We start from the raw sequence: 25,629 nt of genomic DNA, 5'->3' as shown, positions 1-25,629 counted from the left end.
TCAACCCGTCAGAGTTCCGAACCTGAACGAGACGCAGACGCGCAGCATGCTCAAGGGGTTCGGAGCCGAGGGCCGCGGTGGCGCGGGGGAGCTCGTACCTGCGGCAGCCCTGGTCAGCCCTGGTCAGCCCAGGCCGGCGCCTTGCACGGTGATCTCTGGGCCGGCAACGTCCACCTGTGCTCGATGGCGCTTGCCAGCATGGCGCCGTTCCTGTTCCGAACGCGGCGATGTTCGGCGCTTGCAGTGCGCGCATACCCAGTCACGGGGCCGCTGCCCGGGTCAACAAGGAGTCCCTCGTCATCGGCGGGCCGCTGGTCACCCGCCCGGGAGCGGGCGCCGTGCGGCACGGGCTGCTCTGCGGTGAGCGCCCGGGTGAACGTCGACGCGGCGCCCGCTACCCAACCTGCGGCCGGCTCAGCGTTCCTCGTGGAGGGCGGCTTCCTCGGCGGAGAGGCCGCCGCCGGCGGCGCCGGTGTCCTGGGCGATCTCGGTGCCTTCGCGGTCGGGGTGCGCGCCTTCGTCCGGGGCGACCAGGCGGCCGATGTCGGAAGGTTCGTCGTCCCACCGGGCGTCGGTGCCGTCGGCAACGACATCGCCGTCGGCGGGCAGCTCGTCCGCGGCGGGCAGTTCGTCCGCGCCGAGCAGCTCGGTCGGGTCCGGGATGGTCTCCTCGGAGCCGCCCAGCTCGTCGGTGTCGGTCGGGTCCGCCCCGGTCACGTCGACGAGGCCGTCGCTCGGGGCGCCGGTCAACGTGCCGTCCGGGTCCGGGCCGTCGCCAACGGCGTCAGGGCTCTCCGACAGACGACCAGCGCCCGCCGCGTCCACTCCGCCACCGGCCGCTCCGCCGGAACCCCCGCCAGTCCCGCCGGACGCGCCCGTCGTGTCGTCGAGGCCCGGGCTGGCACCAGGGGCGCCGGTGACGGCGATCGCGCCGCCTGCTTCGGGGTCGTAGTCCGGGTCGCTCGGGTCGACCGTGTCGTCGCCGGGATCAGGCCGGTCGGACACGTTTGCCGGGTCGGTCGGGTCCGTGGGGTCGGCCGCCTCGGCGTACGGGTCGGGCTCGGGAACTTCCCGGTCGAGCCGGTCGCTCAGCGGTTCGGCCGTCCGGGCCTCGGCGGGGGTGGTGCCGTAGTCGAGGGACGCGACCGGATGGTCGGCGGGCAGCGCCGCCGGGTCCGGTCCGTCCGCGACCCGGGCCGACTCGGTGTCGTCGTACGCCGTGGAGTCGTCGTCGGCCGTGCTCGGCAGGCCTTCGGCTTCCGGGTCGACGACGGGCGTGGTCTCGTTCTGTGCTTCGGACAACGGAATCTCCTCGTAGGGTCGTGATCGGCCTGGTCGCGGGAAACCGATCAGGTTCGCGGCTGCGACGGGTTCGTCGGGTCACCGTGCGCCGGCGGGTTGATCGCGGGACCGGACTCGGCCCCGACCACCGATCCACTGTCCGGCGGTCCCGCCGTCTCCGGCATGAACGCTGTCGGTGAACCCGAGGTCGGCTCGGCGCCGGCCTTCAGTTCGTCGCGACGGTGTTCGAGCAGCTCCAGGACCAGGATCCGCTGCGCGTGGTTGCGTTCGTACCCGATCAGCTGCTCCAGCTGCTGGATGTCCAGCGTCCGTACGCGTGCCGCCAGCGATCCGAACGGGATGTGGTCGTAGTCCGGCAGCGGCAGTGCGCCCTCGGGCCGGGTGGTCACGACGGTCCACCTCCCGGCCGGGCGTCGTCCGCGCTGCCGATCACACCGGACGCCGCAGCCGACGGTGGCTCACCCGACGGCGGCTCGGCCGGGCCGCCGCCGCTGACCTCTTCCGGCGCCCGAACTCGGTCGCCGTCGTTCTCCTCGTCGACCCGCAGCGTCTCGCCCACGGAGTCGACGATCTCGGTCTCGCTCGGATCGGCGGAAACCCGGACCCTGTCGTCGACGGAGTTCACCGCCAGCGCACTCGGATCGACGTCGTCCACGGTCGGGCGGTAGTCGTCGTTCTCGGACTCGCTCATCGCCTCGTCCTCCTCGGTCTCGTCGGCGTCCACAGGCCCTGGTAGTGCCCACCCGAGGCCCCTGAAAACTTCGCCGAGGCAACCATCGGTGGGTGTGGTTCCCGGCCGGGCCGGATGGGTACCCGCACGCATGACCGCGATGCACGAGAAACCCTGGTCCGTCCGCGCCCGGGCCCAAGCCCGGCGGCTGGCCGACCAGTACGGCGCCGAGCAGTCGCTGCGCGGCTACGCGGGCGCGATGACCGCGTTCACCGCGTACTGCGGGGCGCTGGCCGCCGCGGGACGGGTGGCCGGCCGGAAGCTCCCGGCCCGGGTCGAGCCGCTCGATCTGCTGGTCGGTGCCGCGGCCGTGTTCCGGGCGAGCCGGCTCGCGGCGAAGAACTCGGTGACGGCTCCGGTGCGCGCCCCGTTCACGCAGTACCGGGGGCCCGGTGCGCCGGCCGAGACCAACGAGGAAGCCCGGGGCACGGGCGTGCAGCGCACGATCGGCGAGCTGCTCACCTGTCCGTTCTGCGTGTCCGTGTGGGCCACGGCGACGTACTCGGCCGGACTCGTACTGATGCCGCGGGCCACCAGATTCACGGCGGCGGCGCTGGCCACGCTGGCGGGCGCGGACCTGCTGAACCTGTCCCACGGATACCTGACCCGGTTGGCGAGCGGTGACGACTGACCAACGACTACGACCGACAGTTCTGGTCGCGCCGCTGCGTTCTGTGGTCGGCGCGATCTTTCACACCCTGGCCCGGGTGCGCCGCGCGCCGGCCGTTCACCCGCGGGCGCAGAGCTTCGACGCGACGCTGGTGCTCGACGAGCAGGCGCACCCGTTCCCGACCGGCACCCATCGTGCCCTGGCCAAGCTGTCGAAGGGCGCGGGTACGCCCGGCTCCCGCGCGGACGTGCTCGGCATCGCCGTTCGGGCCGATCTCGGCACCGGCCTGTGGGACATCCTGTTCTCCACGGCCGGCCAGGGCCGTTTGACCCGCTGGCTGCCGCGCCCCGCCCGCAGCTGGGACAGCACGTCGTACTCGACCCTCAGCCCGTACGCCGTGGGTGATCGCCGGCTCTGGATGCGCCTGACGGCGACCGGCTCGGACCTTGGGCACGCCTCGGTGGAAGCGTTGACCAGGGAGGCGCCGAAGGAGTTCACCGTGTCCGTCGCCGGCCGGCGCGACGGCTGGAAACCTGTCGGTGTCCTCCGGCTCAGGTCACCGCGCCCGGACCATCCGGTGATCGACCCGGTGCTCAACCACCCGGCAGGCCTGGACCTGGCTCCCGCCTGGCTGCGGGAACTTCGCGAGCTCGCCTACAGCTCCAGCCGCCACGGCCGCAAAGCCGAGCTCTGACCCGGCTCAGTCCGGGATGAGGATCGTCGACAGCACCCGCCGGGTGCGATCCGGAGCGGGCGAGTGGGCGACGTACGGCGCCAGGAACTCGCCGAAGGCGGTCAGGAACTCGGCGAGCTCCTCGTCCGACAGGTTGAGCGCGGTCTGCCGAAAGGCGATGCCGTCGGCCAGCGGGTCGATCTGCTCGCGCTCCAGGTACTGGTCGAGGTGGCCGCCCACCCCGGCGACGAACACCGTGAACATCGTCCGCAGCCGGTCCGCGTCGACGCCGTCGTGGTCGGCGTCACCGGCCTGCGTGTTCAGGGTGTACGTGCGCTCGACGGCGCCGCGGACCTGGTGCTCGGCGGTCACCATCAGCACGCCGGCCTTCACCAGGATCCCGACCTGGCGGTAGAGCGTCGTCGTCGCGACGTCCGGCAGCAGTTCGGCGAGCTCGCGCGTCGTCAGCGAGCGGCCGATCAGCAGCTGGGTGATCCGCCACCGCAGCGGGTGGTGCAGCAGGTCCACGAGGGAAGAGGTCGCCGGCATCTGGCCTGTGGTTTCCATTCCTGGTAATGTTTCCACTATTGGAAACAATGTAGAGGAGCAGCGGACATGGCGACAGTACGTGTGCACGACCGAACCGTGATCATCCAGCTGGCCTGGTGGGAGCGGTTGTTCGCCGCCGGCCGGTCCCGGTTCGTCGTACCGGCCGACCTGATCGCCACCGTCGGCGTGGTCGACCAGCCGACGCGGTGGACCGCCACGCCGGGGGCTCGGTCGGGCCTCGTGGTGACCGGCGTGCTGAAGGTCGGCCGCTGGGGCATCGGTACCGGCGTCCGCCATTTCGTCAGCGTGCGGCGCGATCGGCCGGCGCTGCGGCTCACGACGACGGCGGAAGGCGCGGACCTGATCGGCTACCACGTGCTGCTCGTCAGTACGCCGGAAGCGCCCACGCTGGCGGCCGACCTGACCTCCGCGACACAGTCCACGTCCTGACCCGAGGATCGATAACCTCGAGACGTGAACCTCGAGGTACTCGACCAAGCAGCGACGTTGGCGGCCGCCGGAGAGCTGCGGCGTGTGTACGCGTCGGCTTTCGGAGCGCCCGGGTACGACGAGGATCCCGCGGCGGCCGACAGGTTCGTCACCGAGCAGTTGCCCCGGCATACCGAGCGGGACGGTTTCAAGCTGGTGGTCAGCCGACGTGCCGCGGACAACGCGATCACTGGATTCGCGTACGGCTACACGGGTGATCGGGGCCAGTGGTGGTCCGACCGGGTCGCCGAGCACGCGCCGCCGGAGATCGTCGCCGAGTGGGTCGGCGGCCACTTCGAGTTCGTCGAGCTGGCCGTCGCCACCGAGGTCCAGGGGCAAGGTGTCGGGGCCGGTCTGCACGACGCCCTGATGACGGACCTGCCGCACGCCCGGGCGCTGCTCACCACCTACACCGACGACCGGCCGGCTCCCCGGCTCTACCTGCGCAAAGGCTGGCAGATCCTGGTTCCCGAGCTCTGGCCCGACTCGGCCCTGTACGGCAAACGGCTGAACGAGTGAACCGCCAGGACCTGCTCGAGCGGATCACCGAGTGGCTCGAGAACGACGAGCGGGTGCGCGGCCTGTGGGTGATCGGCAGTACGGCCCGCGGCACGGACGACGAGTTCAGCGACCTCGATCTGGTGGCGGTGCTCGCTGACCACAAGCTCGAGGAATTCGTGGCCGGCTGGCCTGCGCTGGTTGAGCGGTCGCTGCCGCTGGTCTTCCACCAGACGATGACCTTCGGCCGGACGACCGTCTTCAACCAGGTCGTCGGCGAGGACTGGCTGCGCTTCGACCTGACGGCCGGACCGGAGGACGTGCTGCGCGGCCGCTCCCGGCGTACGGCGCGGGTGGTGTTCGACCGGGACGGCCTGGACGCGACGCTTCCGCCGACCGGGCCGATCGCCGGTCCGTCGCCGGAGGTGGTCGGCCGGCTCGTCCCGGAGTTCCTGCGGGTGGCCGCGTTGCTGCCGGTCGCGCTGGGCCGCCGAGACTACGTCGTCGCCGCATCCGGCTCGACGCTGCTGCGCACGATGCTGATCCAGCTCATGGTCGAGTCGGTCGAGGTGGAGGATCGAGGTGGCGCCCTGCACCTGTCGACGCTGCTCACCCCCGAACACTTCCACCTCGTCGAGTCCCTCCCGCCGATCGCCGCCACTCGCGAGTCCGCGATCGCCGTCCAGCAAGCCTGCCTCGATGCGTTCCTCCCCCTGGCCCGCGACCTCTGCCACCGCACCGCCGTCCCCTGGCCCACCGACTTCGCCAACGCCGTACACCGCCGCCTCGCCCCGTACTTCGCTGAGCAGCCCCCGCGCTGAGCCACCCACCCAGCTGCTCAAGAGACCTCGAACACCAACCGGAGGCCTTGAACAGGTCATGTCTTGGTCAAGGACCCGGCTTGGTGTTCACAGTTCCGCTGAATCGTCCGGATCGCGACCGCCTGCGGGTGCCGAGGACCGGCGGACCTGGCAGGGTGGGGGGATGACTTCGGAGCGGATCTACGTCGGGAGCTACACCAGTCAGGACGGCGGGGGGACCGGGATCGGGGCCGGGACCGTCGAGGCGATGGAGGTGGCGGTCGAGACGACCGATCCGTCGTTCCTGACCCGGTCGGCGGACGGGCGGTTCGTGTACGCGGCGAACGAGCTGGACGCGGGACGGGTGAGCGCGTTCGCGGTCGGGGCGGACGGTGGGCTGACGTTGCTCAACGACCAGCCGACCGGTGGCGCGCACCCGTGCCACCTGCAGATCGACCCCTCCGGCAACTACCTGCTGAGCGCCAACTACGGCTCCGGCTCGGTCGCGGTCCACCCGATCGCGGCCGACGGGTCGCTCGGCGAGGCGACCCAGTTCCTGCAGCGCGAGGGCACCGGCCCGAACGCCGCACGCCAGGAAGGCCCGCACTCCCACCAGGTCACCTTCGACCCGGCCGGGGAGTACGCCTTCGACGTGGATCTCGGCTCGGACTCCGTGCACGTCTCCAGGCTCACCCCGGACGGCCGGTTGGAGGAGGCCGGGCGGCTCGAGGTGCGCCCGGGCGCGGGACCGCGGCATCTGGTCTTCCACCCGAGCGGCGCCGCGGCGTACCTGATCACCGAGCTGGACTCCACCCTGATCGTCTGCAGCTACGCCGACGGCAAGCTGGCCGTCACCCAGACCGTGTCCACCCGCCCGGACGGCGCCGAGGGCGACAATTTCCCGGCCGAGGTGCTGGTCTCGCCCGACGGCCGGTTCGTCTACGGCTCGAACCGCGGCGACGACACGATCGCGGTGTTCGCGGTCGCCGGCGACGGCCTCGGCGTCGAGCTGGTCCAGACGATCGGTTCCGGCGGGAGCTGGCCACGGCACCTCGCGTTCAGCAAGGATGCGACCCAGCTGTACGCCGCGAACGAGCGTTCCGACGCCGTGGCGGTGTTCACCGTCGACCAGTCCAGCGGCGCCCTCACCGCAACGGGGACGCCGCTGTCCTGGCCGAAACCGGTCTGTGTCCTGCCGGTTTAGGCCTGCACCGTGACGAGCTTCTCGAAGAAGAACTCGTGCTTGAGGAACGACACGTCGTACTCGTGACCGGGCTGAGGCGGCAGCAGTTGCGCGGCCTGGAACAGCCGCCAGCCGTCCTTCAGCGCCTCCAGCCCGCTCGCGTACGGCGGAACGTCGGAGTCACCGGTCGTCGGTGCGGTCGCGCCGGTGCCGTCGTACGTCGACCAGCCGACCGTGCGCGAGTCCAATGCGGACGAGGCCAGGTAGAGCACGAGAACCTGCTGGCGGACGGTCTGCTGGCTTGTCTCGGGGGCCTGGACAGTCATGACATCTCCTTCGCCGCGTGCGGGTTGAGGCTGCGCTGGGCGACGACGCGCTGCGGGCGGTTCGACACCCGGGTGACCCAGTAGTCCGGGTCGAAGGTGTCGTCGCCGGTGAGTGCCTGCCAGAGCTTGATCCGGTTGTAGATCTCCAGCCGCCCGGTCGCGTTCTCGTACCAGGGGAAGGTCTGGCCGAGCTCGGCGGCCACCTGCTCGTCGTACAGGTCGTCGGTGTTCCACAGCCGGACCTGCCGGACGGTCGGGTTGAACCGGATCTTGAACATGTACCGGTCGATCGCGCTGTCGTTGCGCCGGCCGCCGTGCCAGATGCCGTGGTGCAGGAAGACCACTGTGCCGGCCGGGCAGGTGAGCCGGGTCTGACCGAGCAGGTTCTGGTACCGGCCGGTGTCGGACTCGTTGGTCCGGCGCAGGTGGCTGCCGGGCACGCTGAGGGTGCCGCCCATCTCGAGCGTCACCTCCTGCGGGTAATACATGAGCTGCACGTCGAAGGCGTCCGGCCGGACGTCGATGATCGCGTCGCCGTGCAGGTTCTGCGCCTCGCCCTCGTGCGCCTTGCGGATGTGCACCGCGTGGTGGTCGACGGTCGGCTCCGGGCCGACCAGGCTGTGAATCGCGCCGGCGACCTCCGGAAGCTGCACCAGCCGCTGGACAAACTCGCTGTCCACGAACGCCTCCGACAGCGGGGTGCCGTAGGGGACGCCGGGGATGCCGGCCTGGAGCACGTCGAGCGCCTGCTGGTTCAGCTCGGCAGGCACGACGGCGTCCATCCGCAGCGCGCCGGTGACGACGAAATGGGCCATCTGAACCGAGGTGAGCAGGTTCTTGCGCTGGGGATGAGGCATGTATCTCCCTGTCGGGGCGCCGGGTCCGTGGTGGTTTCTACTCGTCCAGGCTAGGTTCGGATGTCGTTGTTTCGCGTCGGTTGAGATCACCATTGGTGGTAGCTTTTCACCATGCTTCGGTTGCCGTTGGGCCTTCCGCCGGAGGTGGTCAACCTCGGCGCGGGAGTGCACGGCGTGCGCCACAGCCGCGACGTGTTCCGCCTGCCGGACCTGTGGCAGCTGCATCTGTACAGCTACTCCGCCGACCTCACCGTCGACGGCACGACGTACGCCGTCGCGCCGGGCTACGTCAGCCTGACGCCGGCCGGGGTGCCGGTGCAGTTCGACTACCGGGGCCGCTCGGAGCACCTCTACGTGCACTTTCGCCCGCGCCCGGGCGGCGACCCGTCGTACGTACCGGTCGTGCAGGACGCCGGCCCCGCCGCACCGCTGCTCACCGACCTGCTGCGCTCCGCGATCGAGGCCTCGCCGAGCGGCTCCGCCCGGGTGGCCGCGGAGGTGTGGACGGCGCTCTGGCGGATCGCCGAACTCGGTACCGGCGACGAGGACGGCCGCACCGGCACCCATCCCGCCGTGGCCGCCGCGATCGCGTACGTCGAGGCCAACCTGGCCCGGCCGTTGACCGTCCCGGAGCTGGCCCGGGTGGCCGGGATCTCGCACAACCACCTGACCCGGTTGTTCCACGCCGAGATCGGAACCACGGTGGTCGCCTACATCCGGCGCCGACGCCTGGCCCGCGCCCGGCACCTGCTGGTCGCGTCCACGCTCTCGATCCCGGCCGTCGCCGCCTCGGTCGGCATCCCTGATCTGCAGGCCTTCAACAAAGCCTGCCACCGCGAGCTGGGCGGATCACCGCGGGCGGTCCGAAATGCGGTGGTGGCGGGCGGCGCGTCGGCTTAGCGTCGAGCGCATGGACCAGCTGATCCGCGTCGCCGAGGCGCCAGAACTGCACACGGAGGCCGGTCGGGTGTTTCGTGAGGACTGGCCGGAGTTCATTTTCCACGACGAGGGCGTGCCGCCGTACGCCGATCGCCGGGCCGAGTACTTCGCCGACTGGGAGTTCTACCTGGTCGCGCAGGAGCAGGAGGACGCCGAGCCGGATCCGGCCGACGGGTGGGCTGGGACGCCGGGAGATGCCGACGCGACGGTAGGCCCGGGGACCCGGGGGCCGGATGATGTCCCGGCCGGCCGCCGCCTGATCGCCGGCTGCTGGGGTGTCGCGCTCGCCTGGGACGGCACGGTCGCGGATCTCCCCGGCGGCTACACCGACTCGCTCGCGCGCGCGGTCACGCAGTACGAGCGCGGCGTCGTGCCGAACACCTTCGTCCTGATGGCCGCCGCCGTCCGCACCGACGAACAGGCCAAGGGTCGCGCCGGCCAGCTCATCACCGCCGTCCGCGACCGCGCTGTCGCCGCCGGACTCACGCAGGTCATCGCGCCCGTCCGCCCCACCCTGAAGTCGCGCTACCCCCTCACCGACATCGCGACCTTCATGACCTGGATCCGCGCCGACGGCCTCCCGCTCGACCCCTGGCTCCGCACCCACGTCCGCCTCGGCGCCACCCTGCTGGCCCCTGCTCCGACCAGCCAAACCATGACCGGCACCGTCGCCGACTGGGAATCCTGGACCGGCATGCCGTTCCCCTCGACCGGCACCTACGTCATCCCCGACGGCCTCTCCGTCCTCCACATCAACCACGACCGCAACACCGGCGACTACCAGGAACCCAACATCTGGGTCCGCCACGCGTGACGCCTACAGCTGAGAGCTACACGCCTTCGGAGCAAGGCCGTCCGGGCCGAGTACGCCGCGGAGGATCGTGAGGGAGTCGGCGCGGTCCGGGCCGGTGATCGCCTGTTCGGCCCACAGCGCCACGTCCTCGAGAGCGCGAGCGTGGCGGTAGTACTGGAGGTTGTCCGGGTCGAGCTCCACCGGTCCGTAGCCGGCGAAAAACGCCTCCCGTTGCGCAGGCGACGTCGGGCCGAGCGAGCCCATGCCGCCGAGCAGGAAGAGCAGGTCCTGCTCACGCGGTGCCAGCACGACGTCGTCCCAGTCGATCAGGTGGATCGCTGTGCCGGTCGTGATCACGTTGCCCAGGTGCGGATCCGCGTGGCAGATCACCCGAGTCGTCTGCGGCGGCTGGAGCGTCGCAGCGAGCTCCAGCAGCCTGGCGATGGTGTCGTGGTTGGCGGCCCACACATCAGCCAGCTCAGCTTCGATCTCGTCGGCCGGGGCGGCAGTCGTCAGCCGTTGGTGCAGCTGCCGAGCTAGGGCCGGCATGCGCGCGTTGATCGGGTTCAGTCGGGGGAGTACGCGCTGAAGCTGCTCCGACGGCCCTGTGGAATGCACCTCAGCCAGCAGTACGCCGTACGCGGTCCACTGCTCGTCGCTGAGACCTGTCTCGGCGGCCTGGCGTCCCTTGACCCACGGCGCGACCGTGAGCCGCCGTCCCTCCCGCATGCTCCACAGCTGCCCGTCGCGCGTCCGCACCGGGGCCGGGACACCTTTGACGCCCCGGTCAGCCAGGTACGCCGCCGCGAGTGGCCCCGCGTCCGTGCCGCCGCCGGACCACTTCACGGCGTACAGGCTGTCGGTGGTCAGCGCCTTCCAGACGTCCGCGGCGAGGTCCGCCCCGGTATGCACCGGCGTGAGTTCGACCACAGCGAACCCGAAATCCTCACGCATCCATCGCCGCACCGCCGGGTTCTCCACGGCGCCAGGATGCCCGGCCGAGCGCCGGCGAGCGAGCGGTTTTGCGGCGGCAGGACGCCCGGCCGACGGTGCGGCCGGGCCGGCCCGCGGCCGGGTCAGCGGTAGTTGACGAACTGCACCGCGAAGTCCAGGTCCTGGCCCTTGATCAGCGACTGGACCGCCTGCAGGTCGTCCCGGCTCTTGCTGGACACCCGCAGCTCCTCGCCCTGGATCTGGGCCTTGACGCCCTTCGGCCCCTCGTCGCGGATCAGCTTGGACAGCTTCTTCGCGTTCTCCTGCGTGATGCCCGCGGAGATCGTGGCGACGATCTTGTAGACCTTGCCGGACAGCTTCGGCTCGTCGGCCTCCAGCCCCTTGAGCGAGATCTGCCGCTTGACCAGCTTGTCCTTGAACACGTCGAGCACGGCGTTCACCCGCTCCTCGGTGCTGGCCTGCATCTCGATCGACTCACCGGACCACTTGAGCTGCGCGTCCACGTTCTTGAAGTCGAACCGCTGGCTGATCTCCTTCGCCGCCTGGTTCACGGCGTTGTCCACCTCCTGGCGATCGACCTTGTTCACGATGTCGAAGGAGGACTCCGAAGCCATGGGCAGTTCCTTTCCGATTTGCTGTCAGGGGCACTGTCTGTTGTATCGTCTCTCACGCCGCTCTTCGGAGCAGCACCACCCTGGCAGGTTGCCCGAGCGGCCAAAGGGAGCAGACTGTAAATCTGTCGGCTTATGCCTACGCAGGTTCGAACCCTGCACCTGCCACAGGGCGTCAAACCGCCCCTGACCTGCGGAAACGCGGTCAGGGGCGGTTCTCGTTGTGGCCGGCCCGGTCAGCGACCTGAGTCGCCGGGCAGGCGGTCAGTCGGGGGAGGTTGTAGCCGGGGGCGTCGTGCGGGGTAGGCGTTGGGCCGTCAGGAGGAACAACGCGGTCAGGGCGATCAAGAGTCCGGCGAGGGTGGCGGTCAGGTCGATGATCGCGGTCTGGCGGGTGATGAGGTCCGACATCGGAGCGCGGGCCGCGAGGCTGAAGGTGCGCATCAGGCCCCAGGCGAAGAGTGTTGCGCTGCCGAGCCAGGTGAGGGCGACCGCGTGCCGGAGGCGGGGCAGCAGTCCGGCCAACGCCAGGACGCCGACCCCGGCGGCCAGCGCGAAGGCTCCTTCGGTGGCCTCGCTGAAACGGCTCGCGAAGGTCCAGTCCGACGCACGCCAGTCCGCCGGAGCCGCGATCGCCTCGAACAGCCGTGCCGCGCCGACAGCGCCCGCAGCCAAGGCGCCCCCGATGGCGACCACCCGGGCGCCGGGGACAAGTACAGACGTTCGGGTCTCGGTGAGCAGGTCCGGCCAGCGCCGGCGGGCGTGCAGTGCCAGCCCGATCGACAGGAGAGTTCCCTGAATGGCGAACGAGCTGTAGACGAGTGTGTAGGTCCAGGGTTCCACCAGACCGTCCCGCATGACGACTGGCTGTCCCTCGGTCAGCAGGCCGTGGGCGAACCCGGCCGTGACGATCAGGACCGTCGGTGCCAGCAAGCCCATTCCCGTCCACCCGGGAACGAGCAGCAGCCAAGCCGGCCACCGCCGGGCCCGGTCGGCGGCCAGTGCGAGTGCAGTCGCCACGGCGGCGAGGTCCAAGGCCAGCGTGACCAGGTTCGGGATGACGAAGTCCATCGCCGGCGACGTGTCCGGAATGCCGACCGGGTAGCCGAGAAGCCAGCAGACCTTGAGCACGGCGTACGGCGCAACGGCGACGATCATCCCGTAGCCGCAGCACCATTGCAGCGCGGCGAGACCCGGTCGGCCATGCGTGGCAGTGGGGGTGGCGAGCAGTCGCATGCGGACTCCGAAGTTGGTCGACGATGGGCTTCAGCGTCGCTCAGCCCGGCATGCGGCCGGTTCCCTCGTGCGGGTGAACCGCCTCCCTCGACCGGGTGATCGCGCCGCGGCCACCGGGTGGTCCGACGTTCGCAGGTGGCAGGTCCCGGACAGCGAGGGATGACGGCAAGCCGGTCGTCGGAGACTGGCTGTGACGAGGCCCGCCAGTGCGAGAGAGGGATCGATGAGTTACTCGCCGTACGCCGCCTGGCAGCCGCCGCAGCCGCAGCCGGCTCCCACACCTCCGGCGGACCCGCTTGCCGTTGCGGTCGGCAACGGATCGCTGCTCGGCATCGGCTATCTGATGCTGAGGCGCTGGCGTATGGCGACCGTCAACCTGATCGTGGTCGGCGCCCTGGTCGTCCTGCTGCTGGTCCTGAAGAAGCCGTGGTGCGAGAGCGCCCTGGCCGGATGGTGGGTCCTCGCCATCGCTCACGGCTGGTTCCTCGCGCACACCCAGCCCCGGAAGGCGACCGACGTCACCAAGCGGGTGCTGGCGCTCGGGATCACCGTGCCGCTCCTGCTGGCGGTGGGCCTGATCCGGTACGACGCCGGCCGGGTGGAGGACAGAGTCTCCGCTGCTCGGAAGGCGGGTGATTGCGCGGAGCTGACCGAGGCCCAGCGGGAGTTGTGGTTCGGTCACCGGATCGTCGACGCGCCAGGCACAGCGCAGGGAGCCGAGGAAGTCCGGTTGTGCAAGCGCCTGGAGGACGCCAAGGCCAAGTTGGAGACCGGGCTGCTCGGCGACCAGACCGCGCTGCGGCAAGGGTTCGACGTGCTCGGATCGGTGCTGGCCGCGCCGGGGCATGACAGGACCGTGGAAGTGACGTTGAGGGGCTGGCTCGGCGACCTGCCGGTCAAGGATCCGTGCCGGACCGTGCGGATCACCGACTGGCTGCGGCAGCGGAAGGCGACGAACGACGTTCTGGACCAGTCCCGTGCCGTTGTGCCGCAGTTGGCGCCGGCGGCGATCGCCGGGTGTGCGGGTCGGCTGATGACTCAGAAGAAGTGGGCGGACGCGAGGACGGCGTACCAGCAGCTGGTCGGTCAGTACCCGAAGGACGGGCGGGTCGCGAAGGCCAAGGCGGGGATCCGGCAGGCGACGTTGGCGCTCGAGCTGTTGAAGGTGCGCGACCTGCTCGCTCGCGACGACTACTGCTCGGCACCGGCGAGGTACAGCGGTGCGGCGCCGTACCAGCGCGGGCTGAACCGTGCGGTGTTCGAAGGCAGTGATGAGTACACCGCGCGGCTGCCGGCGAGTTGGCGGGCCGGGGACGTGAGCACCGCGGTTCTGGTGGTCTGCACGGAGCAGTCCACGCAGGGCGCCCCGGTACGCACCTGCCCGTACCACAGCGTGACGAGCCCGATGAACACCAGTGACGTCACGTTCTACAAGATCGCGGCGCCGGTGAAGGCGTACGAGTTGCGCACCGGCCGGCTCGTGTCGAACACCCGCGTGCAGATCAACGGCGCCGCGTGCCCGAGCCGCTTCTCGTACACGACGTACCTCCCCGGCTGGGACTACCCGCCGTCGTCCCAGCCGGTGAAGCCGTCGAACGCGAATGTGCAGGCAGCCTTCCGGTACCTGTTCGTGCGCTGAGCCGACAACCCGGAGGCCTGCCTCGGGGCGAGAGAAATCACCGGTCGGAAGAGACCGACGGAGCGTCGACGCATTGCAGGACGGCGTCGACGACTTCGTCGAGTGGGCGCGCGGTATTGATGATCGTGCCGTGGGGAATGTCTTCTTTGGTGGCGTGCAGGCGGAGTATCTGCGCTCGTTGGTCCTCGGTGCCGCCCCAGTCGTCGGCGGCTCGGGTGGCCAGTCGCTGCGTGAGGGTCTCGGTGTCCACGTCCAGCACGATCACCTGGTCGAACACGTCCAGGAACTGGTGGAAGTTCCGCGAACCGCCGCAGAAGAAGGCGACCTCGTCGTCCTGGTTCCCGGCGATTTCCCTGACCTTGGCGACGTCCCAAAGGTGGTTCTCGTGGCCGCCGACGCCGTGTAGTGGCCGACCGGTCTCCGGGTCGCCCTGATAGGCGAGTTCGTTGTCGCCGTCGACGGCCTGGTAGCCACGTTCGCGCAGCGCACGGAGTACGGAACTCTTGCCGGTTCCGGAACCGCCTTCGACGAGGTAATTGCGTTTCGCCACGGGGTCAGCGTAGTGATGATGCTCAACGAAGCGAGCCGATTTCTCCCCGACGGCCGCTCGTCCGGCGCCATACGGCCGCCTCGGTACGATGCCACCGCGACCTCCACCGCGTGCTGCCTGCGGGGAATAGGCCCGGCACGGCCGGGAGTTGGTGGTTGACGAGCGGGTTGTCGAGTGTGATCGAGGAGAGCGGGCGGATGAAACCCACCGAGTTCGTGAAGGTGAACAGTCAGTTCTGGGGGGAGCACCTCAAGGGTGTGAGTGACCACCTTCCCACCAGTCACCGGCGCGAGCTGCCCGGGCCGCTGCTGTACCCCCGGATGATGGTGCTGACCGAGACGCCGGACTGGAACATCCTCGAGCTGGTCGGGGTGAGCCGGGAGTACCGGTCGCTGGAGGTCAAGCGGCAGAAGGCGGAGAGCATCGACGAGTACTTCGGCGCGGGCGGGTCGTCCGCGGCCGAGGCGGTGGTGGTGCTGCCGGACGAGAGCTTCGTCAAGGACGCGACGATCGCGAGCGAGCGCGGGCGCAGCGTGTTCGGGGACAACTTCGTCGAGGCCGCGCGCCTGATCGGCAACGAGCTGGTCGGGCCGAGCGAGAAACTCCTGCAGTTCGCGCCGGGCAACTACGTGACCCTGCAGCGGGTGCTGCTCGCCCAGAGCGCGGGGTCGGCGGTGCGCCTGCACTGGACCTTCCTGGCGATCGCGATCCACCGGTCGGAGCCGGCCGACAAGTACCGCGAGTTCCTGCAGCGGCTGGTCAACTCGGCGGAGCACCTCGACCCGGTCGGCACGTTCAGCGTGGCGGGTGGTGAGGCCGAGCAGCTGCTCAAGGCCGCGCCGTTCGCGAGCACGTATCTGCACGACCTGCAGAAGCTGACGACGGCCGAGTTCCTCAACCAGCACGAGGAGATCCTGTTGTCGGCGTTCGGCGCGACCCGGGTCATCGCCGAGCCGTTCCTCGAGTGGCAGGACGGTACGCCGGGCGCGGACGAGGTCGCGGTGACGCCGGACTTCATCCTGGAACGTGCTGACGGCAGCCACGTCGTCGGCGACCTGGCCCTGGCGGTGCTCGAAACCTCCGGCGGCAAGAAGCGGCGCCGGTCCCTCGGCCTGCGCGACGGAGCCGAGCGCCTCGCCCGCTTCCAGGAGTACTTCGCCGGCCCCGAGAACCGCGCCTTCGTCCAGGCCAAGTACGGCGTCGAGGTCACCGACCCCCGCACCGTGCTGATCGTCGGCAGCCCGGACCTCCCCGTCGACTTCCACGAGGCAACCCACGCGACCGCCGTCGAGGTCGTCGACTACGACACCCTCCTCCAGATCTACCTCGCGTCGAAGTCCTGACCCTCACCCCACCAACGGCCGGGCACCCGCCCGGCCGTTGGCATGTCAGAAAGCCATTCAAAGCCAAAGCCGCGCCGGTCAGTGGTGGGTGGCGGTCAGGTCGAGGGTTCGCGGGGTGAGGTGGAGGACCAGAGCGGCGACGGCCAGAAGGAGTAGGCCGCCGGCCAGGCCGAACCACGTGAGGGAGTTGGTGAAGGCGGTTTGGGCGGTGGTGGCCAGGGTGGGGTCGCCGAGGGTGAGGGCGCCGGCGAGGGACTCGCGGGCCTGGGTGGGGGCGTCGCCGGGGAGGCCGGCGCGGTAGATGGCGGCGGCGAGGCTGCCGAGGATGGTGATGCCGAGGGCGGCACCGATCTCGTAGCTGCTCTCCTCGATGGCGGCGGCGCTGCCGGCCTGGTCGACGGGGGCGCCGGCCATGATGACGGCCGAGGCGACCGCGAGCGGGGCGGTGCCGATGCCGATCAGCGTGAGGGACGCGGCGATACCGGCGTACGTCAGCGGCTGGGGCAGGACGAAGAGCAGCAGGAAGCCGAGGGCGCCGACGGCCAAGCCGCCGACCAGGACTGTACGAGCGCCGATGCGCTGGGCGAGGGCGGGCGCGAGCGGCGAACCGATGAGCCCGCCGGCGGCCATCGGAAGCAGCGCCACACCGGAGGCCAGCGCCGACCAGCCCTGGACGAGCTGCAGCCACTGGGAGATCAGCAGCAGCGCGGCGACCATCGCGAAGCTGGTGATCAGCGCCGTCAGCACACCGGCGGTGAAGCCGCGACCGCGGAACAGGCGGATCTCCAGCATCGGTTCCGGAGCGCGCAGGCAGCGGCGTACGAAGGCGAACAGCAGAGCCGCCCCCAGTACGCCGACCAGCAGCACTTCCGCGGTGACCCCGTGCTTGCCGAGCTGCTTGATCGCGTAGACCAGGCCGACCATGCCCGCGATCGACAGCACCGTAGCGACCGGGTCGAGCCGGCCCGGGCGCTCCGAGCGGCTCTCGGGCAGCAGCAGGAACGCGGCGACGACCGCGGCGGCCATCACCGGCACGTTGACCAGGAACGCCGAGTGCCAGCTGAAGTTCTGCAGCAGCGCGCCGCCGACGATCGGTCCGAGCGCGCCGCCGACGGCCGCGGTGGCGCCCCAGATGCCGAGCGCGGTGGCGCGTTCGCGGGCGTCCGGAAACAGGGCGCGGATCAGCGACAGCGTCGACGGCATGATCATCGCGCCGCCGACACCGAGCAGCACGCGGACGGCGATCACCGTCGCCGGGCTGTCGGCCAGCAGGACGCCGAGCGAGGCGGCGCCGAAGATGACGAAGCCGGTGATCAGCATCCGGCGACGGCCCAGGCGGTCGCCCAGCGAGCTGGCCGTGACCAGCAGGCCGGCCAGCACCAGCGAGTAGATGTCGACGATCCAGAGCAGTTCGACCGAGCTCGGCCGCAGGTCCTCGGCCATGGCAGGCAGGGCCAGGTTGAGGATCGTCATGTCCATCACGACGAGCAGCAGGCTGGCGGACAGTACGGCGAGACCCGCCCAGCGCCGACGGTCGGCCCTCTGCGCGGTGACACGCTCGGGGGTGGTCCGGGTGGTCATCGGGTCTGCCTTTCGGATGCTGTGGGGGTCGCTCCCGTGCCGGTCAGGAACGTGGACAGGACGAGGCCCTCCAGGTCGCGACGTGCCACGTCGCCTCGGCGGAGGCCTTCGCGGGCGGCGATCATCAGCCCGTAGATGGTGTGCTCGATCCAGCGCGCCGGTACGTCGGACCGCAGGACGCCGGCTCGCTGGGCGGCGGCGTAGAACTCGACCTCACGGTCGGCCAGCACGTCGGCGCGCTCCACCAGTTCCGGCATCGCCTCGAGCCGGTTGTTCGCGAGCGCGTACGCGAACTCCTCCGCGTTCTCGACGAACCAGCGAGTCAGCTCGCGCAGGCAGTCCCGGATCGCCTCCGGGTCGCCGGACTCGGCGGCCTCGGCCATCCCGCTCTCCCGCTGGCTGCGGTCCCAGTGGTCGAGCGACCGCTCGCCGATCTCGCGCAGCAGCGCGTCGCGGCTGGCGAAGTGCCGGTTCAGCGTGGCCCGGCTGATGCCGATGGCGGCGGCGAGGTCGGCCATCGACGTGGTCGGGTCGGAGTTCAGCCGACGGACCGCCGCGTGCAGGACCTGGTCGCGAGTGAGCATGCCACCAGTAGACCAAATTGCCTCAGGTGAGACAAGATCGTCTCAGGTGAGGCATTGATCACTCAGGCGGCCTGGTGATTGTGGCGACGGCGGCGACGATCGCGTTGCGCTGCCCTGCCGGCAGGTTTCCGGTGAGCTCGGCGATGCGGTCCGTGTACGCCGAGTGCGCCTGGTCGGCCAACTCGGTCCCGGGCCCCGTCAGTGCGATCCGGCATGCGCGACGGTCGGCCGGATCCGGCAGCCGCTCGACCAGGGACCGCCGTTCCAGTCGGTCGACCATGCTGGTCAGGCTGGACCGCTCGATGCTCATGATCCGGCTGAGCTCGGTCATGCCGAGCGGGCCGGCCAGCAGTACGCAGAGCAGGTGAGCCTGCTGCGGGGTCAGGCCTAGCGGCCGGCTGGTCTCGGCGTACAGATCTTGCAAAACGTACATCAGCTGGACCAGGGAGCCGACGAGCTCCGTGTCCTGCGTTGTTCCGGCGGCCATGCCCCCATCGTAGTCCGATCAGCGGAATGTCAGCAGGCCGTATAGTCCGGCCTACTACTATTTAGATCTACGAACTAAATTGGAGGCCCTGATGACTGTTCACTTCGGCTACGGATCACCGCTCGACACCCGCTCGTTGCCCGACCTGCTCCGGTTGGCCGGGCAGGCCGACCGGGACGGCTTGGACCACGTGTCAGTGGCCGACCATCCGTACGGCGCGCACGCCCTCGACGCCTACGCGGCGATCGGGTTCGTGCTGGCCCGGACCGAGCGGCTTTCGGCGCTCGTCAACGTGAGCAACCTGCCGTTGCGTCCGGCCCCGATGCTCGCCCGGACGGCGTCCTCGCTGGCGGCGTTGTCCGGCGGCCGGTTCGTGCTCGGCTTGGGCGCCGGCGGCTCGCCCGACCACATCATGGCGATGGGCGGGCGGCGGCAGACTCCGCGGAAAGCGGTGGAGGCGTTCGAGGAAGCCATGGTGCTGATCCGTTCACTGACCACCGCGGGGCCGGCGGTGACGTCGGCGGGTCCGCACTACCCGGTGCAGGGGATTCCGCCGGTCGCGACGCCCGAGCTGCGGATCTGGACCGGCTCGGTCGGTCCGAAGTCGCTGGCCGCGACCGGGCGGCGGGCCGACGGCTGGATCCCCGGGCACGCGGCGGACTGGCTGAGCGAGCCGTACCGGACGTCGCGGGCGATCATCGACGAGGCGGCCGCCGCGGCCGGACGCAAGCCGAGCGAGATCGCCACGCTCTACAACTTCCCGGGCGCGATCACCGAGCACCCCCTCGACCGCCCGCGCGACGCCGAGGGCCGGTGGGTCGGCGGCTCGGTCGGCCAGTGGGCGGAGGAGCTGACCGGCGCGGTGCTCGAGCACGGCGCCGCGGGTTTCACGTACTTCCCCCGCGGCGACGCCTCGTTCGAAACGTCGCTCGCCCGCTGGTCCCGAGAGGTGGTCCCCGCTGTGCGCGCCGCCATCTCCTGAGGTCACGGTCCACGGCCGCCGCCCGCTCGGCGCCGGGGCCGGCCTGCGGCTCAGGCCGGTCCCGGTGAGGCGAGCGTCAGTTCAGGCCGGCGAGTTCTTCCGGCGTGAGCCGGAGGCCGGCCGCGGCGATGTTCTGCTCCAGGTGGGCGGGATTGCCGGTGCCGGGAATGGCCAGCACGTGCGGCCCTTGATGCAGCGTCCACGCGAGCCGGATCTGCTGCTCGGAAACGCCCTTCGCCGCGGCCAGCCGGCGTACGGCGTCGGCGTGGTCGGTGGTGGCCTGGCCTTCACGTGCCGGACCGGCGATGGCGAAGAACGGCACGTACGCGACACCGCGTTCCCCGCAGACCCGCAGGAACGTGTCGTCGTCGCGGTGGGTGTCGAGCGCGTACGAGTTCTGCACGCAGACCACCGGCGCGATCGCCTGCGCCTCGTCGAGGTGGTCGGGCCGCACGTTCGACAACCCGAGGTGCCGGATCAGCCCGGCGTCCCGCAGTTCCGCGAGGGCGCCGAACCGCTCGGCGACCGAGTCCGCGCCGGGCTTCTTCAGGATGCGCAGGTTGACCACGTCGAGGTGGTCCTTGCCGAGCTGGCGCAGGTTCAGCTCGACCTGGGCGCGCAGGTCGGCGGCGGACGTCGCCTGGTAGAAGTCGTGGTCCGGACCGATGCCCGGCCCGACCTTGGTGGTGATCACCAGGCCTTCCGGGTACGGCGAGAGCGCCTCCCGGATCAGCTCGTTGGCGAAGCGGGACGGGCCTTCGCCGATCCCCAGGGTTCCGCCGGGGGAGACGTAGAAGGCGGCGGTGTCGATGTGGTTCACGCCCAGCTCGACCGCGCGGCGCAGTACGCGGACGGCGAGGTCTCGGTCGGGGTTCGCGGTGATGCGCATCGCGCCGAACCCCATGCGGTGGATGGTGGAGTCGCCCAGCTTCCAGGTACCCGCGGCAGCCGCGGAGAGGTTTTCAGGCATCCGGCCACCCTATTCCTCGATCGCGCCACCTCTCGCGCGCAGATGCGCCCGGAAGGTCAGCGACGGATCGGCCGCCCGCGCCGCGAGGTAGTCGTCGAAGCCGACCTGCTCGCGCAACGTCGTACCGGAGGCGATTTGCGCGGCCTGGCGGCGCTCGGTGTCGCGGATCGTCTCGGCGAGCGTGAGCAGCTCGTCCAGCCGCGCGGCCGGTACGAACAGCACGCCGTCGTCGTCGGCCAGCACGACGTCTTCGTTGCTCACGGCCCATTGCCCGACGGTCGCCGTCGTCAGCGCGTCGGCCGGTAGCGGGTCGAGCCGCTGCGGCCCGGGCGGCAGCGCGCCGAGGCTGTAGACGGGCAGGCCGATCGCCCGGATGTCGGCGCTGTCGCGGTGCAGGCCCCAGACCACCACCCCCGCGATCCCGGCCGTCTTCGCCTCGAGCACGACCAGATCGCCGACGCAGGCCTCGTCCCGCCGGCCCGCGTTGTCGACCACCAGCACGTCGCCCGGCTCGGCGCTGCCGAAGGCCTCCAGGAAGATGTCCACGCTGCCGACGTGCCGGGCGGGCAGCACCCGTCCCGCGACCCGCCCGGGCAGGACGGCTGTCAGTCCCACGGCCCGGACCGGCACCTGCAGCCGTACGCAGGCGTCGGCAACGTGCGCCGTCGTCAGGGCGGCGAATCGCCCCGTCAGCTCATCCGGCTTCACCCATGACTCCTCACGTCGACCAGTCAGCCGACCATAGTCAGGTCGCCGGTACGCCGCCAGGGGTCTGCCGTACTGCGTGCTCGGGTCGCTCAGCGGGCGAGGAAGGCGAGAATCTCCGGCAGGTCCGGGCGGTAGCCGCCGGTCGTGTCGACGGTCAGGGTCGGCACCTGCAGCGCGATCGGGTCGAAGGATTCGTGCACCTGGCGGCGACGATCCGCGTCGTACTGCGCGTCCTCGTGCGCGGCCCGGGACGCTGTGCTGCCGGCGCGAAGGGTGATCCGCTTGTAGGCCACCTCGGCGGAGACGGTGCAGTGCACGATCCGGACGTCGGCGCGGCTCATCAGCGGCGTCAGTCCCGGCCGCCAGAGCCGGTCCTGGAACGCGGCCTCCGCGACCACCGACGTACCGCGGCCGACCAGCAGGCCGATCACGTCGAAGAACGTCGCCAGCGTCCGCATCGTCAACGGGTCGGCCGGGCCCGGCACGAAGCCGGGGGTGGCGTGCGCCATGCCTTCCTTGATCTCGTCGCGGCAGATCGCCGGGCAGCCGACGCCGGCGGCGATCCGGTGCGCCAGGGTCGTCTTGCCGGTTCCGGGCGGTCCGCTCACCACGATCAGCATCGGCTTCGTCAGCACCGCCGAACCTTAGCGGTTTCCCGGCGTCCCGTCCTCTTCATTATGATGCCTTAGGCAACAAACTGTCTCACATAGCAATATAAATAGTCTCATTTGTCAAGACGACCCGATAGATTGACTCGATGATCGAGGGACGAAGGAGTCCAGGATGAGCAACGTCTACACGCACGGCCACCACGAGTCGGTCCTGCGGTCGCACCGCTGGCGCACCGCGGAGAACTCGGCCGGGTACCTGCTGCCGAGACTGCGGCCGGGCCTGTCCTTGCTCGACGTCGGCGCCGGTCCCGGCACCATCACGGCCGACCTCGCCGCGCTGGTCGCGCCGGGACGAACCACCGCGCTCGAGGCGAGCGAGTCGGCGCTGGAGATCACCCGCGCGACGTTCGCCGAGCGCGGCGTGAGCTCGGTCGACTTCGTGGTTGGTGATGTGCACCACCTCGACCTGCCCGACGACTCGTACGACGTGGTGCACGCCCACCAGGTGCTCCAGCACGTCAGCGATCCGGTCCAGGCGTTGCGCGAGATGCGGCGGGTCTGCAAACCCGGCGGGATCGTGGCCGCGCGGGACTCCGACTACCACTCCTTCACCTGGTACCCGGAGCTGCCGGAGCTCGACGAGTGGATGGACCTCTACCAGCAGTTCGCCCGCGCCAACCAGGGAGAGCCGGACGCCGGCCGGCGGTTGCTGTCCTGGGCCAGGGCGGCCGGCTTCGAGCAGATCGAGGCGACCGCCGGCAACTGGACCTTCGCGAACCCGCAGGACCGGGCCTGGTGGGGTGGCATGTGGGCCGACCGGGTGCTGCAGTCCGCCCTGGCGACGCAGGCGCGGGCGTCCGGCGTACCGGAGGAGAAGCTGGAGCGGATCTCGGCCGCCTGGCGGGCGTGGTCGCAGGCACCGGACGGTTTCCTCAGTCTGCTGCACGGGGAGATCGTGGCGATCGCCTGACCCGATCAACCTCCGCGGCAGCGTGGTTGAGCGGTGAGCCGATAACTCGGTGTAACGATCGGCGGCGGGTGTCGATATACGGGCGTTGGCGGTACGCCGGCCGGGGGTCCCTGGGGAGGGAAGGGCCGGCGGAAGAGGCCGCCCTACGTTCCGAGGGGGACAACTCCATGCGTTTCAGATCCGCAGCTCTGGGGCTGGCGGTGGCGTCGCTCGCCGCCGTCAGCCTGACCTCGACCGCCCAGGCCGGGCCGGTCGCCGGCACAGCGAGTACGACGGCCGATGCGGTCGCCGCGACGAAGGTGGCCACGGCGGCCATCCGGTGGGGGCAGAATGGCGACGTCGCGGTACCGCGGCAGTACGTCGGCGACAGCAAGCTCGAGCTGGCGGTGTTCCGGCCGAGCAACGGGACCTGGTACATCCGCGGCGGCGCCACGATCAAGTTCGGCCAGGCGGGGGACATCCCCGTCGCGGCGGACTACACCGGTGACGGCCGTGCCGAGCTGGCGGTGTTCCGTCCGTCCAACGGCTACTGGTACATCCGTGGTGTCGGCCAGTTCGTCTGGGGCCAGGCGGGGGACATCCCGGTCGCGTCCAACTACGTCGGGGACGGCCGGGCCGAGGCGGCGGTGTTCCGCCCGTCGCTGGGCCGCTGGTTCATCCGGGGAGCCGCCCAGCTTGCCTGGGGAGTGAGCGGCGACATCCCGGCACCGGCGGACTACGTCGGCGACAGCCACAGCGACCTCGCGGTCTTCCGGCCGTCGCTGGGCCGCTGGTTCATCCGTGGTGGGGCTCAGGTCGCGTGGGGCGTCAACCGGGACGTCCCGGCACCGGCCAACTTCGTCGGCACCGCCAAGGCGGACCTGACCGTGTTCCGCCCGTCCACCGGCGCCTGGTTCATCCGCGGCGGCAGCACCCTCACCTGGGGCCAGAACGGCGACCGCGCCCTCCCCGGCAACTACGCCGGCACCACCGCCACCGACCACGCCGTCTGGCGCCCCAGCAACGGCACCTGGTACATCCGCTACCAGGTCCCGGTGACGCCGCCGCCTCCGCCGCCGAACTGCGACCCGTCGTACCCCGGGGTGTGCATCCCGCCGCCTCCGCCGGACCTGGACTGCGGCGACGTTCCCTACCGCAACTTCCGGGTGGTGGGCACGGACCCGCACAACTTCGACGGCAACAACGACGGGGTCGGCTGTGAGAGCTGAGCTCGCCTGAAGCAACCGGCCCCCGAGTAGCAGATCGGGGGCCGGTTTCCGTTGCGACCGGTCCGAGCTGTCCGGCTAGACGGGACCAGCTGCCGCAGTCTTGACCGCCTGGCCACGCTGCCGCGACGCCTCGTACAGCACCGCAGTCGCCGCGTTGGCCGCGTTCAGCGAGCTCGCCGCCCCGGTCATCGGGATGCGCACCAGCTCATCGGCCAGCTCCTTCCAGGCCGCGCTCAGCCCGGTCGTCTCGTTGCCGACCAGCAGCAGCGTCGGCTGCGTGAAGTCGAAGTCGTAGACGTCCACCGCCCCGTGCTCATCGGTGCCCACGACAACGATCGGTACGCCGGCCGCCCGGCGCGCCGCGACCCACTCCATCACCTCACGCTGCGACGGCACCCGGACGGCGGGCAGTGCGAACAGCGAGCCCGTGCTGGCCCGCACCGCCTTCGGGTCGTACACGTCGGCCGCATGCCCGGTGACGATCAGCCCGTCGGCGCCGAACGCGTCCGCCGACCGGATGATCGAGCCGATGTTGCCCGGCCCGGTCGGCCGGTCGAACACCACGCCGAGAAAGTCCGGCCCCGCCTCGATCCGCTCCAGGTCGTCCGGCGGCATCGCCACCACGGCGAGGATCTCGGCCTCGTCCTTCTCGGTCAGCTCCGCCAGCAGCCCGGGCGCCATCAGCACCCGCTCGGTGCTCTGCTGGTTCTGCAGCAGGTCACGTGCCCACTGCGACAGCGGCCGCTCGGCGTCGTGGATCAGTGTGTTGACCGTCCAGCCGTGCTCGACCGCCAGGCTGATCGGCCGCACTCCCTGCACCAGGAACTCGCCGGCCCGCTGCCGCTTGTTCCGGTTGCTCAGCAGCGCCTGCCACACCTGGAACCGAGCGTTCCGACTACTGACCCGCGTCGCCATTCACATCTCCGCACTCGTCGCCGGACCGGCGGCGTCAGGCCTCCGCCTCGGACCGCACCACAGTACGAGACCGGACCGCCGCCTCAGGCGGGTGTTCAGCTCAGCGACTCGATCAGCCCCAACTGGTTCCCGTCCGGGTCCTGGATGATCGACAGCCGCTGGCGGCCGGCGGAGACGACCTGCGGATCGGTCGAGGCGATGTTGTGGCCGGACAGCTCCGAGCGGGCCGCGTCCAGGTCGTCCACGGTGAAGTTCACCGCGGTCCGCCCGGCCCGGTCGGGCTCCTGGAAGACCTGCACGACTCCCAGTTCGCTCAGGTGCCACTCCGCCAGGCCGTCCATCGGCCGGGTGTCGGGCGGCTGCCCGAAGAACCCTTCGTACCAGGCGCACGACTTCTCGAACTCCGCCACCGGCACCACGGCCAGTACCGTCCGCATCCTCACAAGGCCTCCTCAATGGTCCTTCGGCTGGTGCCCAGATCTCCGAGCGAGCATCCGAATATGTGCCGACTGGCATACGGGCGGCCGCCGC

Annotated in this window: 31 protein-coding genes and 1 tRNA gene; 14 read left to right on the top strand and 18 right to left on the bottom strand. The window is 70.7% G+C overall.

All coding sequences use genetic code 11. The features are described from left to right. Positions 1–414: 414 nt before the first annotated feature. The 3 genes from KFLA_RS39480 to KFLA_RS30920 are packed head-to-tail and all read right to left on the bottom strand — an operon-like array spanning position 415 to position 2,026. A complete protein-coding gene (locus KFLA_RS39480) occupies positions 415–1,302 on the bottom strand; it encodes a DUF5709 domain-containing protein (RefSeq protein WP_012923782.1) in 888 nt (295 codons plus the stop codon). Between the two features lie 47 nt (positions 1,303–1,349). Beyond that, a complete protein-coding gene (locus tag KFLA_RS30925) occupies positions 1,350–1,691 on the bottom strand; it encodes a DUF8129 domain-containing protein (RefSeq protein ID WP_012923781.1) in 342 nt (113 codons plus the stop codon). Continuing rightward, entirely contained in the window at positions 1,688–2,026 is a 339-nt protein-coding gene (locus KFLA_RS30920; protein WP_041289556.1) for a hypothetical protein, read from the bottom strand. The genes KFLA_RS30925 and KFLA_RS30920 overlap by 4 nt, the downstream gene beginning before the upstream one ends. Before the next feature lie 106 nt (positions 2,027–2,132). Between KFLA_RS30920 and KFLA_RS30915 the strand changes: the two genes are divergently transcribed. After that, the gene (locus KFLA_RS30915; RefSeq protein ID WP_041290677.1) at positions 2,133–2,663 is read left to right on the top strand and encodes a DUF1360 domain-containing protein; all 531 of its coding nucleotides are present in this window, start codon (positions 2,133–2,135) and stop codon (positions 2,661–2,663) included. After that, on the top strand, positions 2,653–3,336 hold the full coding sequence (locus tag KFLA_RS30910; protein ID WP_148256779.1) for a hypothetical protein: 684 nt from the start codon (positions 2,653–2,655) through the stop codon (positions 3,334–3,336). The genes KFLA_RS30915 and KFLA_RS30910 overlap by 11 nt, the downstream gene beginning before the upstream one ends. A 6-nt stretch (positions 3,337–3,342) precedes the next feature. On the opposite strand, the gene KFLA_RS30905 is transcribed toward KFLA_RS30910, so the two are convergent. Next, the gene (locus KFLA_RS30905) at positions 3,343–3,882 is read right to left on the bottom strand and encodes a helix-turn-helix domain-containing protein (protein ID WP_012923777.1); all 540 of its coding nucleotides are present in this window, start codon (positions 3,880–3,882) and stop codon (positions 3,343–3,345) included. Positions 3,883–3,930: 48 nt separating this feature from the next. Here KFLA_RS30905 and KFLA_RS30900 point away from each other — a divergent pair, with 48 nt between their 5' ends. The 4 genes from KFLA_RS30900 (at position 3,931) to KFLA_RS30885 (ending at position 6,855) form a co-directional block, all read left to right on the top strand. Continuing rightward, positions 3,931–4,314 carry a hypothetical protein gene (locus KFLA_RS30900; RefSeq protein ID WP_012923776.1) on the top strand — a complete coding sequence of 128 codons (384 nt, stop codon included), beginning with the start codon at positions 3,931–3,933 and terminating at the stop codon, positions 4,312–4,314. A 24-nt stretch (positions 4,315–4,338) separates the two neighbouring features. Next, positions 4,339–4,872 (top strand): GNAT family N-acetyltransferase, encoded by a 534-nt coding sequence (locus KFLA_RS38020; RefSeq protein WP_012923775.1) that lies wholly within the window; start codon positions 4,339–4,341, stop codon positions 4,870–4,872. Beyond that, positions 4,869–5,672: an aminoglycoside 6-adenylyltransferase gene (locus tag KFLA_RS30890; RefSeq protein WP_012923774.1), complete on the top strand. Its 804-nt coding sequence runs from the start codon at positions 4,869–4,871 to the stop codon at positions 5,670–5,672. The genes KFLA_RS38020 and KFLA_RS30890 overlap by 4 nt, the downstream gene beginning before the upstream one ends. A gap of 163 nt (positions 5,673–5,835) precedes the next feature. Then, the gene (locus KFLA_RS30885; protein ID WP_012923773.1) at positions 5,836–6,855 is read left to right on the top strand and encodes a lactonase family protein; all 1,020 of its coding nucleotides are present in this window, start codon (positions 5,836–5,838) and stop codon (positions 6,853–6,855) included. Here KFLA_RS30885 and KFLA_RS30880 read toward each other — a convergent pair. Then, entirely contained in the window at positions 6,852–7,160 is a 309-nt protein-coding gene (locus KFLA_RS30880) for a hypothetical protein (RefSeq protein WP_012923772.1), read from the bottom strand. The two genes, KFLA_RS30885 and KFLA_RS30880, sit on opposite strands and share 4 nt — an antisense overlap. Further along, positions 7,157–8,017, bottom strand: a complete 861-nt coding sequence (locus tag KFLA_RS30875; protein ID WP_012923771.1) for a phytanoyl-CoA dioxygenase family protein — start codon at positions 8,015–8,017, stop codon at positions 7,157–7,159. The genes KFLA_RS30880 and KFLA_RS30875 overlap by 4 nt, the downstream gene beginning before the upstream one ends. A gap of 111 nt (positions 8,018–8,128) precedes the next feature. Here KFLA_RS30875 and KFLA_RS30870 point away from each other — a divergent pair, with 111 nt between their 5' ends. Together KFLA_RS30870 and KFLA_RS30865 are read left to right on the top strand one after the other, a co-directional pair. After that, positions 8,129–8,917, top strand: a complete 789-nt coding sequence (locus KFLA_RS30870) for an AraC family transcriptional regulator (RefSeq protein ID WP_012923770.1) — start codon at positions 8,129–8,131, stop codon at positions 8,915–8,917. A gap of 10 nt (positions 8,918–8,927) precedes the next feature. Beyond that, the gene (locus tag KFLA_RS30865; protein ID WP_012923769.1) at positions 8,928–9,770 is read left to right on the top strand and encodes a hypothetical protein; all 843 of its coding nucleotides are present in this window, start codon (positions 8,928–8,930) and stop codon (positions 9,768–9,770) included. 3 nt (positions 9,771–9,773) lie between these two features. Here the strand turns inward: KFLA_RS30865 and KFLA_RS30860 are convergent, their stop codons facing one another. Then, the gene (locus KFLA_RS30860; RefSeq protein WP_063822794.1) at positions 9,774–10,703 is read right to left on the bottom strand and encodes a phosphotransferase enzyme family protein; all 930 of its coding nucleotides are present in this window, start codon (positions 10,701–10,703) and stop codon (positions 9,774–9,776) included. 122 nt (positions 10,704–10,825) lie between these two features. Continuing rightward, positions 10,826–11,317 carry a YajQ family cyclic di-GMP-binding protein gene (locus tag KFLA_RS30855; protein ID WP_012923767.1) on the bottom strand — a complete coding sequence of 164 codons (492 nt, stop codon included), beginning with the start codon at positions 11,315–11,317 and terminating at the stop codon, positions 10,826–10,828. Positions 11,318–11,399: 82 nt separating this feature from the next. Between KFLA_RS30855 and KFLA_RS30850 the strand changes: the two genes are divergently transcribed. Further along, positions 11,400–11,482: transfer RNA gene (locus tag KFLA_RS30850), tRNA-Tyr, on the top strand. A gap of 96 nt (positions 11,483–11,578) precedes the next feature. Here KFLA_RS30850 and KFLA_RS30845 read toward each other — a convergent pair. Continuing rightward, the gene (locus KFLA_RS30845) at positions 11,579–12,550 is read right to left on the bottom strand and encodes a hypothetical protein (RefSeq protein WP_012923766.1); all 972 of its coding nucleotides are present in this window, start codon (positions 12,548–12,550) and stop codon (positions 11,579–11,581) included. 223 nt (positions 12,551–12,773) lie between these two features. Between KFLA_RS30845 and KFLA_RS30840 the strand changes: the two genes are divergently transcribed. Next, positions 12,774–14,189: a hypothetical protein gene (locus tag KFLA_RS30840; protein WP_012923765.1), complete on the top strand. Its 1,416-nt coding sequence runs from the start codon at positions 12,774–12,776 to the stop codon at positions 14,187–14,189. Positions 14,190–14,226: 37 nt separating this feature from the next. On the opposite strand, the gene KFLA_RS30835 is transcribed toward KFLA_RS30840, so the two are convergent. Beyond that, complete coding sequence (locus KFLA_RS30835; RefSeq protein ID WP_012923764.1) at positions 14,227–14,739, bottom strand: AAA family ATPase; 513 nt, start codon at positions 14,737–14,739, stop codon at positions 14,227–14,229. 197 nt (positions 14,740–14,936) lie between these two features. Between KFLA_RS30835 and KFLA_RS30830 the strand changes: the two genes are divergently transcribed. Further along, positions 14,937–16,082, top strand: a complete 1,146-nt coding sequence (locus KFLA_RS30830) for a hypothetical protein (RefSeq protein WP_012923763.1) — start codon at positions 14,937–14,939, stop codon at positions 16,080–16,082. A 78-nt stretch (positions 16,083–16,160) separates the two neighbouring features. Here the strand turns inward: KFLA_RS30830 and KFLA_RS30825 are convergent, their stop codons facing one another. The 3 genes from KFLA_RS30825 to KFLA_RS30815 are packed head-to-tail and all read right to left on the bottom strand — an operon-like array spanning position 16,161 to position 18,734. Beyond that, positions 16,161–17,663, bottom strand: a complete 1,503-nt coding sequence (locus KFLA_RS30825) for an MFS transporter (RefSeq protein WP_012923762.1) — start codon at positions 17,661–17,663, stop codon at positions 16,161–16,163. Next, positions 17,660–18,247, bottom strand: coding sequence for a TetR/AcrR family transcriptional regulator (locus KFLA_RS30820; protein ID WP_012923761.1), 588 nt, complete (start codon positions 18,245–18,247; stop codon positions 17,660–17,662). The genes KFLA_RS30825 and KFLA_RS30820 overlap by 4 nt, the downstream gene beginning before the upstream one ends. A gap of 58 nt (positions 18,248–18,305) precedes the next feature. Further along, positions 18,306–18,734 carry a MarR family winged helix-turn-helix transcriptional regulator gene (locus KFLA_RS30815; RefSeq protein WP_012923760.1) on the bottom strand — a complete coding sequence of 143 codons (429 nt, stop codon included), beginning with the start codon at positions 18,732–18,734 and terminating at the stop codon, positions 18,306–18,308. Positions 18,735–18,825: 91 nt separating this feature from the next. Between KFLA_RS30815 and KFLA_RS30810 the strand changes: the two genes are divergently transcribed. Continuing rightward, complete coding sequence (locus tag KFLA_RS30810) at positions 18,826–19,716, top strand: LLM class flavin-dependent oxidoreductase (RefSeq protein WP_012923759.1); 891 nt, start codon at positions 18,826–18,828, stop codon at positions 19,714–19,716. Between the two features lie 76 nt (positions 19,717–19,792). Here the strand turns inward: KFLA_RS30810 and KFLA_RS30805 are convergent, their stop codons facing one another. The 3 genes from KFLA_RS30805 to KFLA_RS30795 form a co-directional block, all read right to left on the bottom strand. Next, the gene (locus KFLA_RS30805; RefSeq protein WP_012923758.1) at positions 19,793–20,686 is read right to left on the bottom strand and encodes an aldo/keto reductase; all 894 of its coding nucleotides are present in this window, start codon (positions 20,684–20,686) and stop codon (positions 19,793–19,795) included. A 9-nt stretch (positions 20,687–20,695) separates the two neighbouring features. Beyond that, positions 20,696–21,394 carry an RraA family protein gene (locus KFLA_RS30800; protein ID WP_012923757.1) on the bottom strand — a complete coding sequence of 233 codons (699 nt, stop codon included), beginning with the start codon at positions 21,392–21,394 and terminating at the stop codon, positions 20,696–20,698. A gap of 89 nt (positions 21,395–21,483) precedes the next feature. Continuing rightward, complete coding sequence (locus tag KFLA_RS30795) at positions 21,484–22,029, bottom strand: P-loop nucleotide/nucleoside kinase family protein (protein WP_148256778.1); 546 nt, start codon at positions 22,027–22,029, stop codon at positions 21,484–21,486. 148 nt (positions 22,030–22,177) lie between these two features. On the opposite strand from KFLA_RS30795, the gene KFLA_RS30790 reads away from it, so the two are divergent. Together KFLA_RS30790 and KFLA_RS38520 are read left to right on the top strand one after the other, a co-directional pair. Next, positions 22,178–22,975 carry a class I SAM-dependent methyltransferase gene (locus KFLA_RS30790; protein ID WP_012923755.1) on the top strand — a complete coding sequence of 266 codons (798 nt, stop codon included), beginning with the start codon at positions 22,178–22,180 and terminating at the stop codon, positions 22,973–22,975. Between the two features lie 167 nt (positions 22,976–23,142). Next, the gene (locus KFLA_RS38520; RefSeq protein WP_012923754.1) at positions 23,143–24,183 is read left to right on the top strand and encodes a hypothetical protein; all 1,041 of its coding nucleotides are present in this window, start codon (positions 23,143–23,145) and stop codon (positions 24,181–24,183) included. A 75-nt stretch (positions 24,184–24,258) separates the two neighbouring features. On the opposite strand, the gene KFLA_RS30780 is transcribed toward KFLA_RS38520, so the two are convergent. After that, the gene (locus KFLA_RS30780) at positions 24,259–25,098 is read right to left on the bottom strand and encodes an RNA methyltransferase (protein ID WP_012923753.1); all 840 of its coding nucleotides are present in this window, start codon (positions 25,096–25,098) and stop codon (positions 24,259–24,261) included. 95 nt (positions 25,099–25,193) lie between these two features. After that, the gene (locus tag KFLA_RS30775; RefSeq protein WP_041289552.1) at positions 25,194–25,541 is read right to left on the bottom strand and encodes a VOC family protein; all 348 of its coding nucleotides are present in this window, start codon (positions 25,539–25,541) and stop codon (positions 25,194–25,196) included. Positions 25,542–25,629: the final 88 nt, after the last annotated feature.

Origin of the sequence: Kribbella flavida DSM 17836, from assembly GCF_000024345.1 — a bacterium.
Classification (GTDB): Bacteria; Actinomycetota; Actinomycetes; order Propionibacteriales; family Kribbellaceae; genus Kribbella; species Kribbella flavida.
The sequence above is the reverse complement of the archived record's forward strand: the minus strand, read 5'-3'. Positions and strand labels throughout refer to the sequence as shown.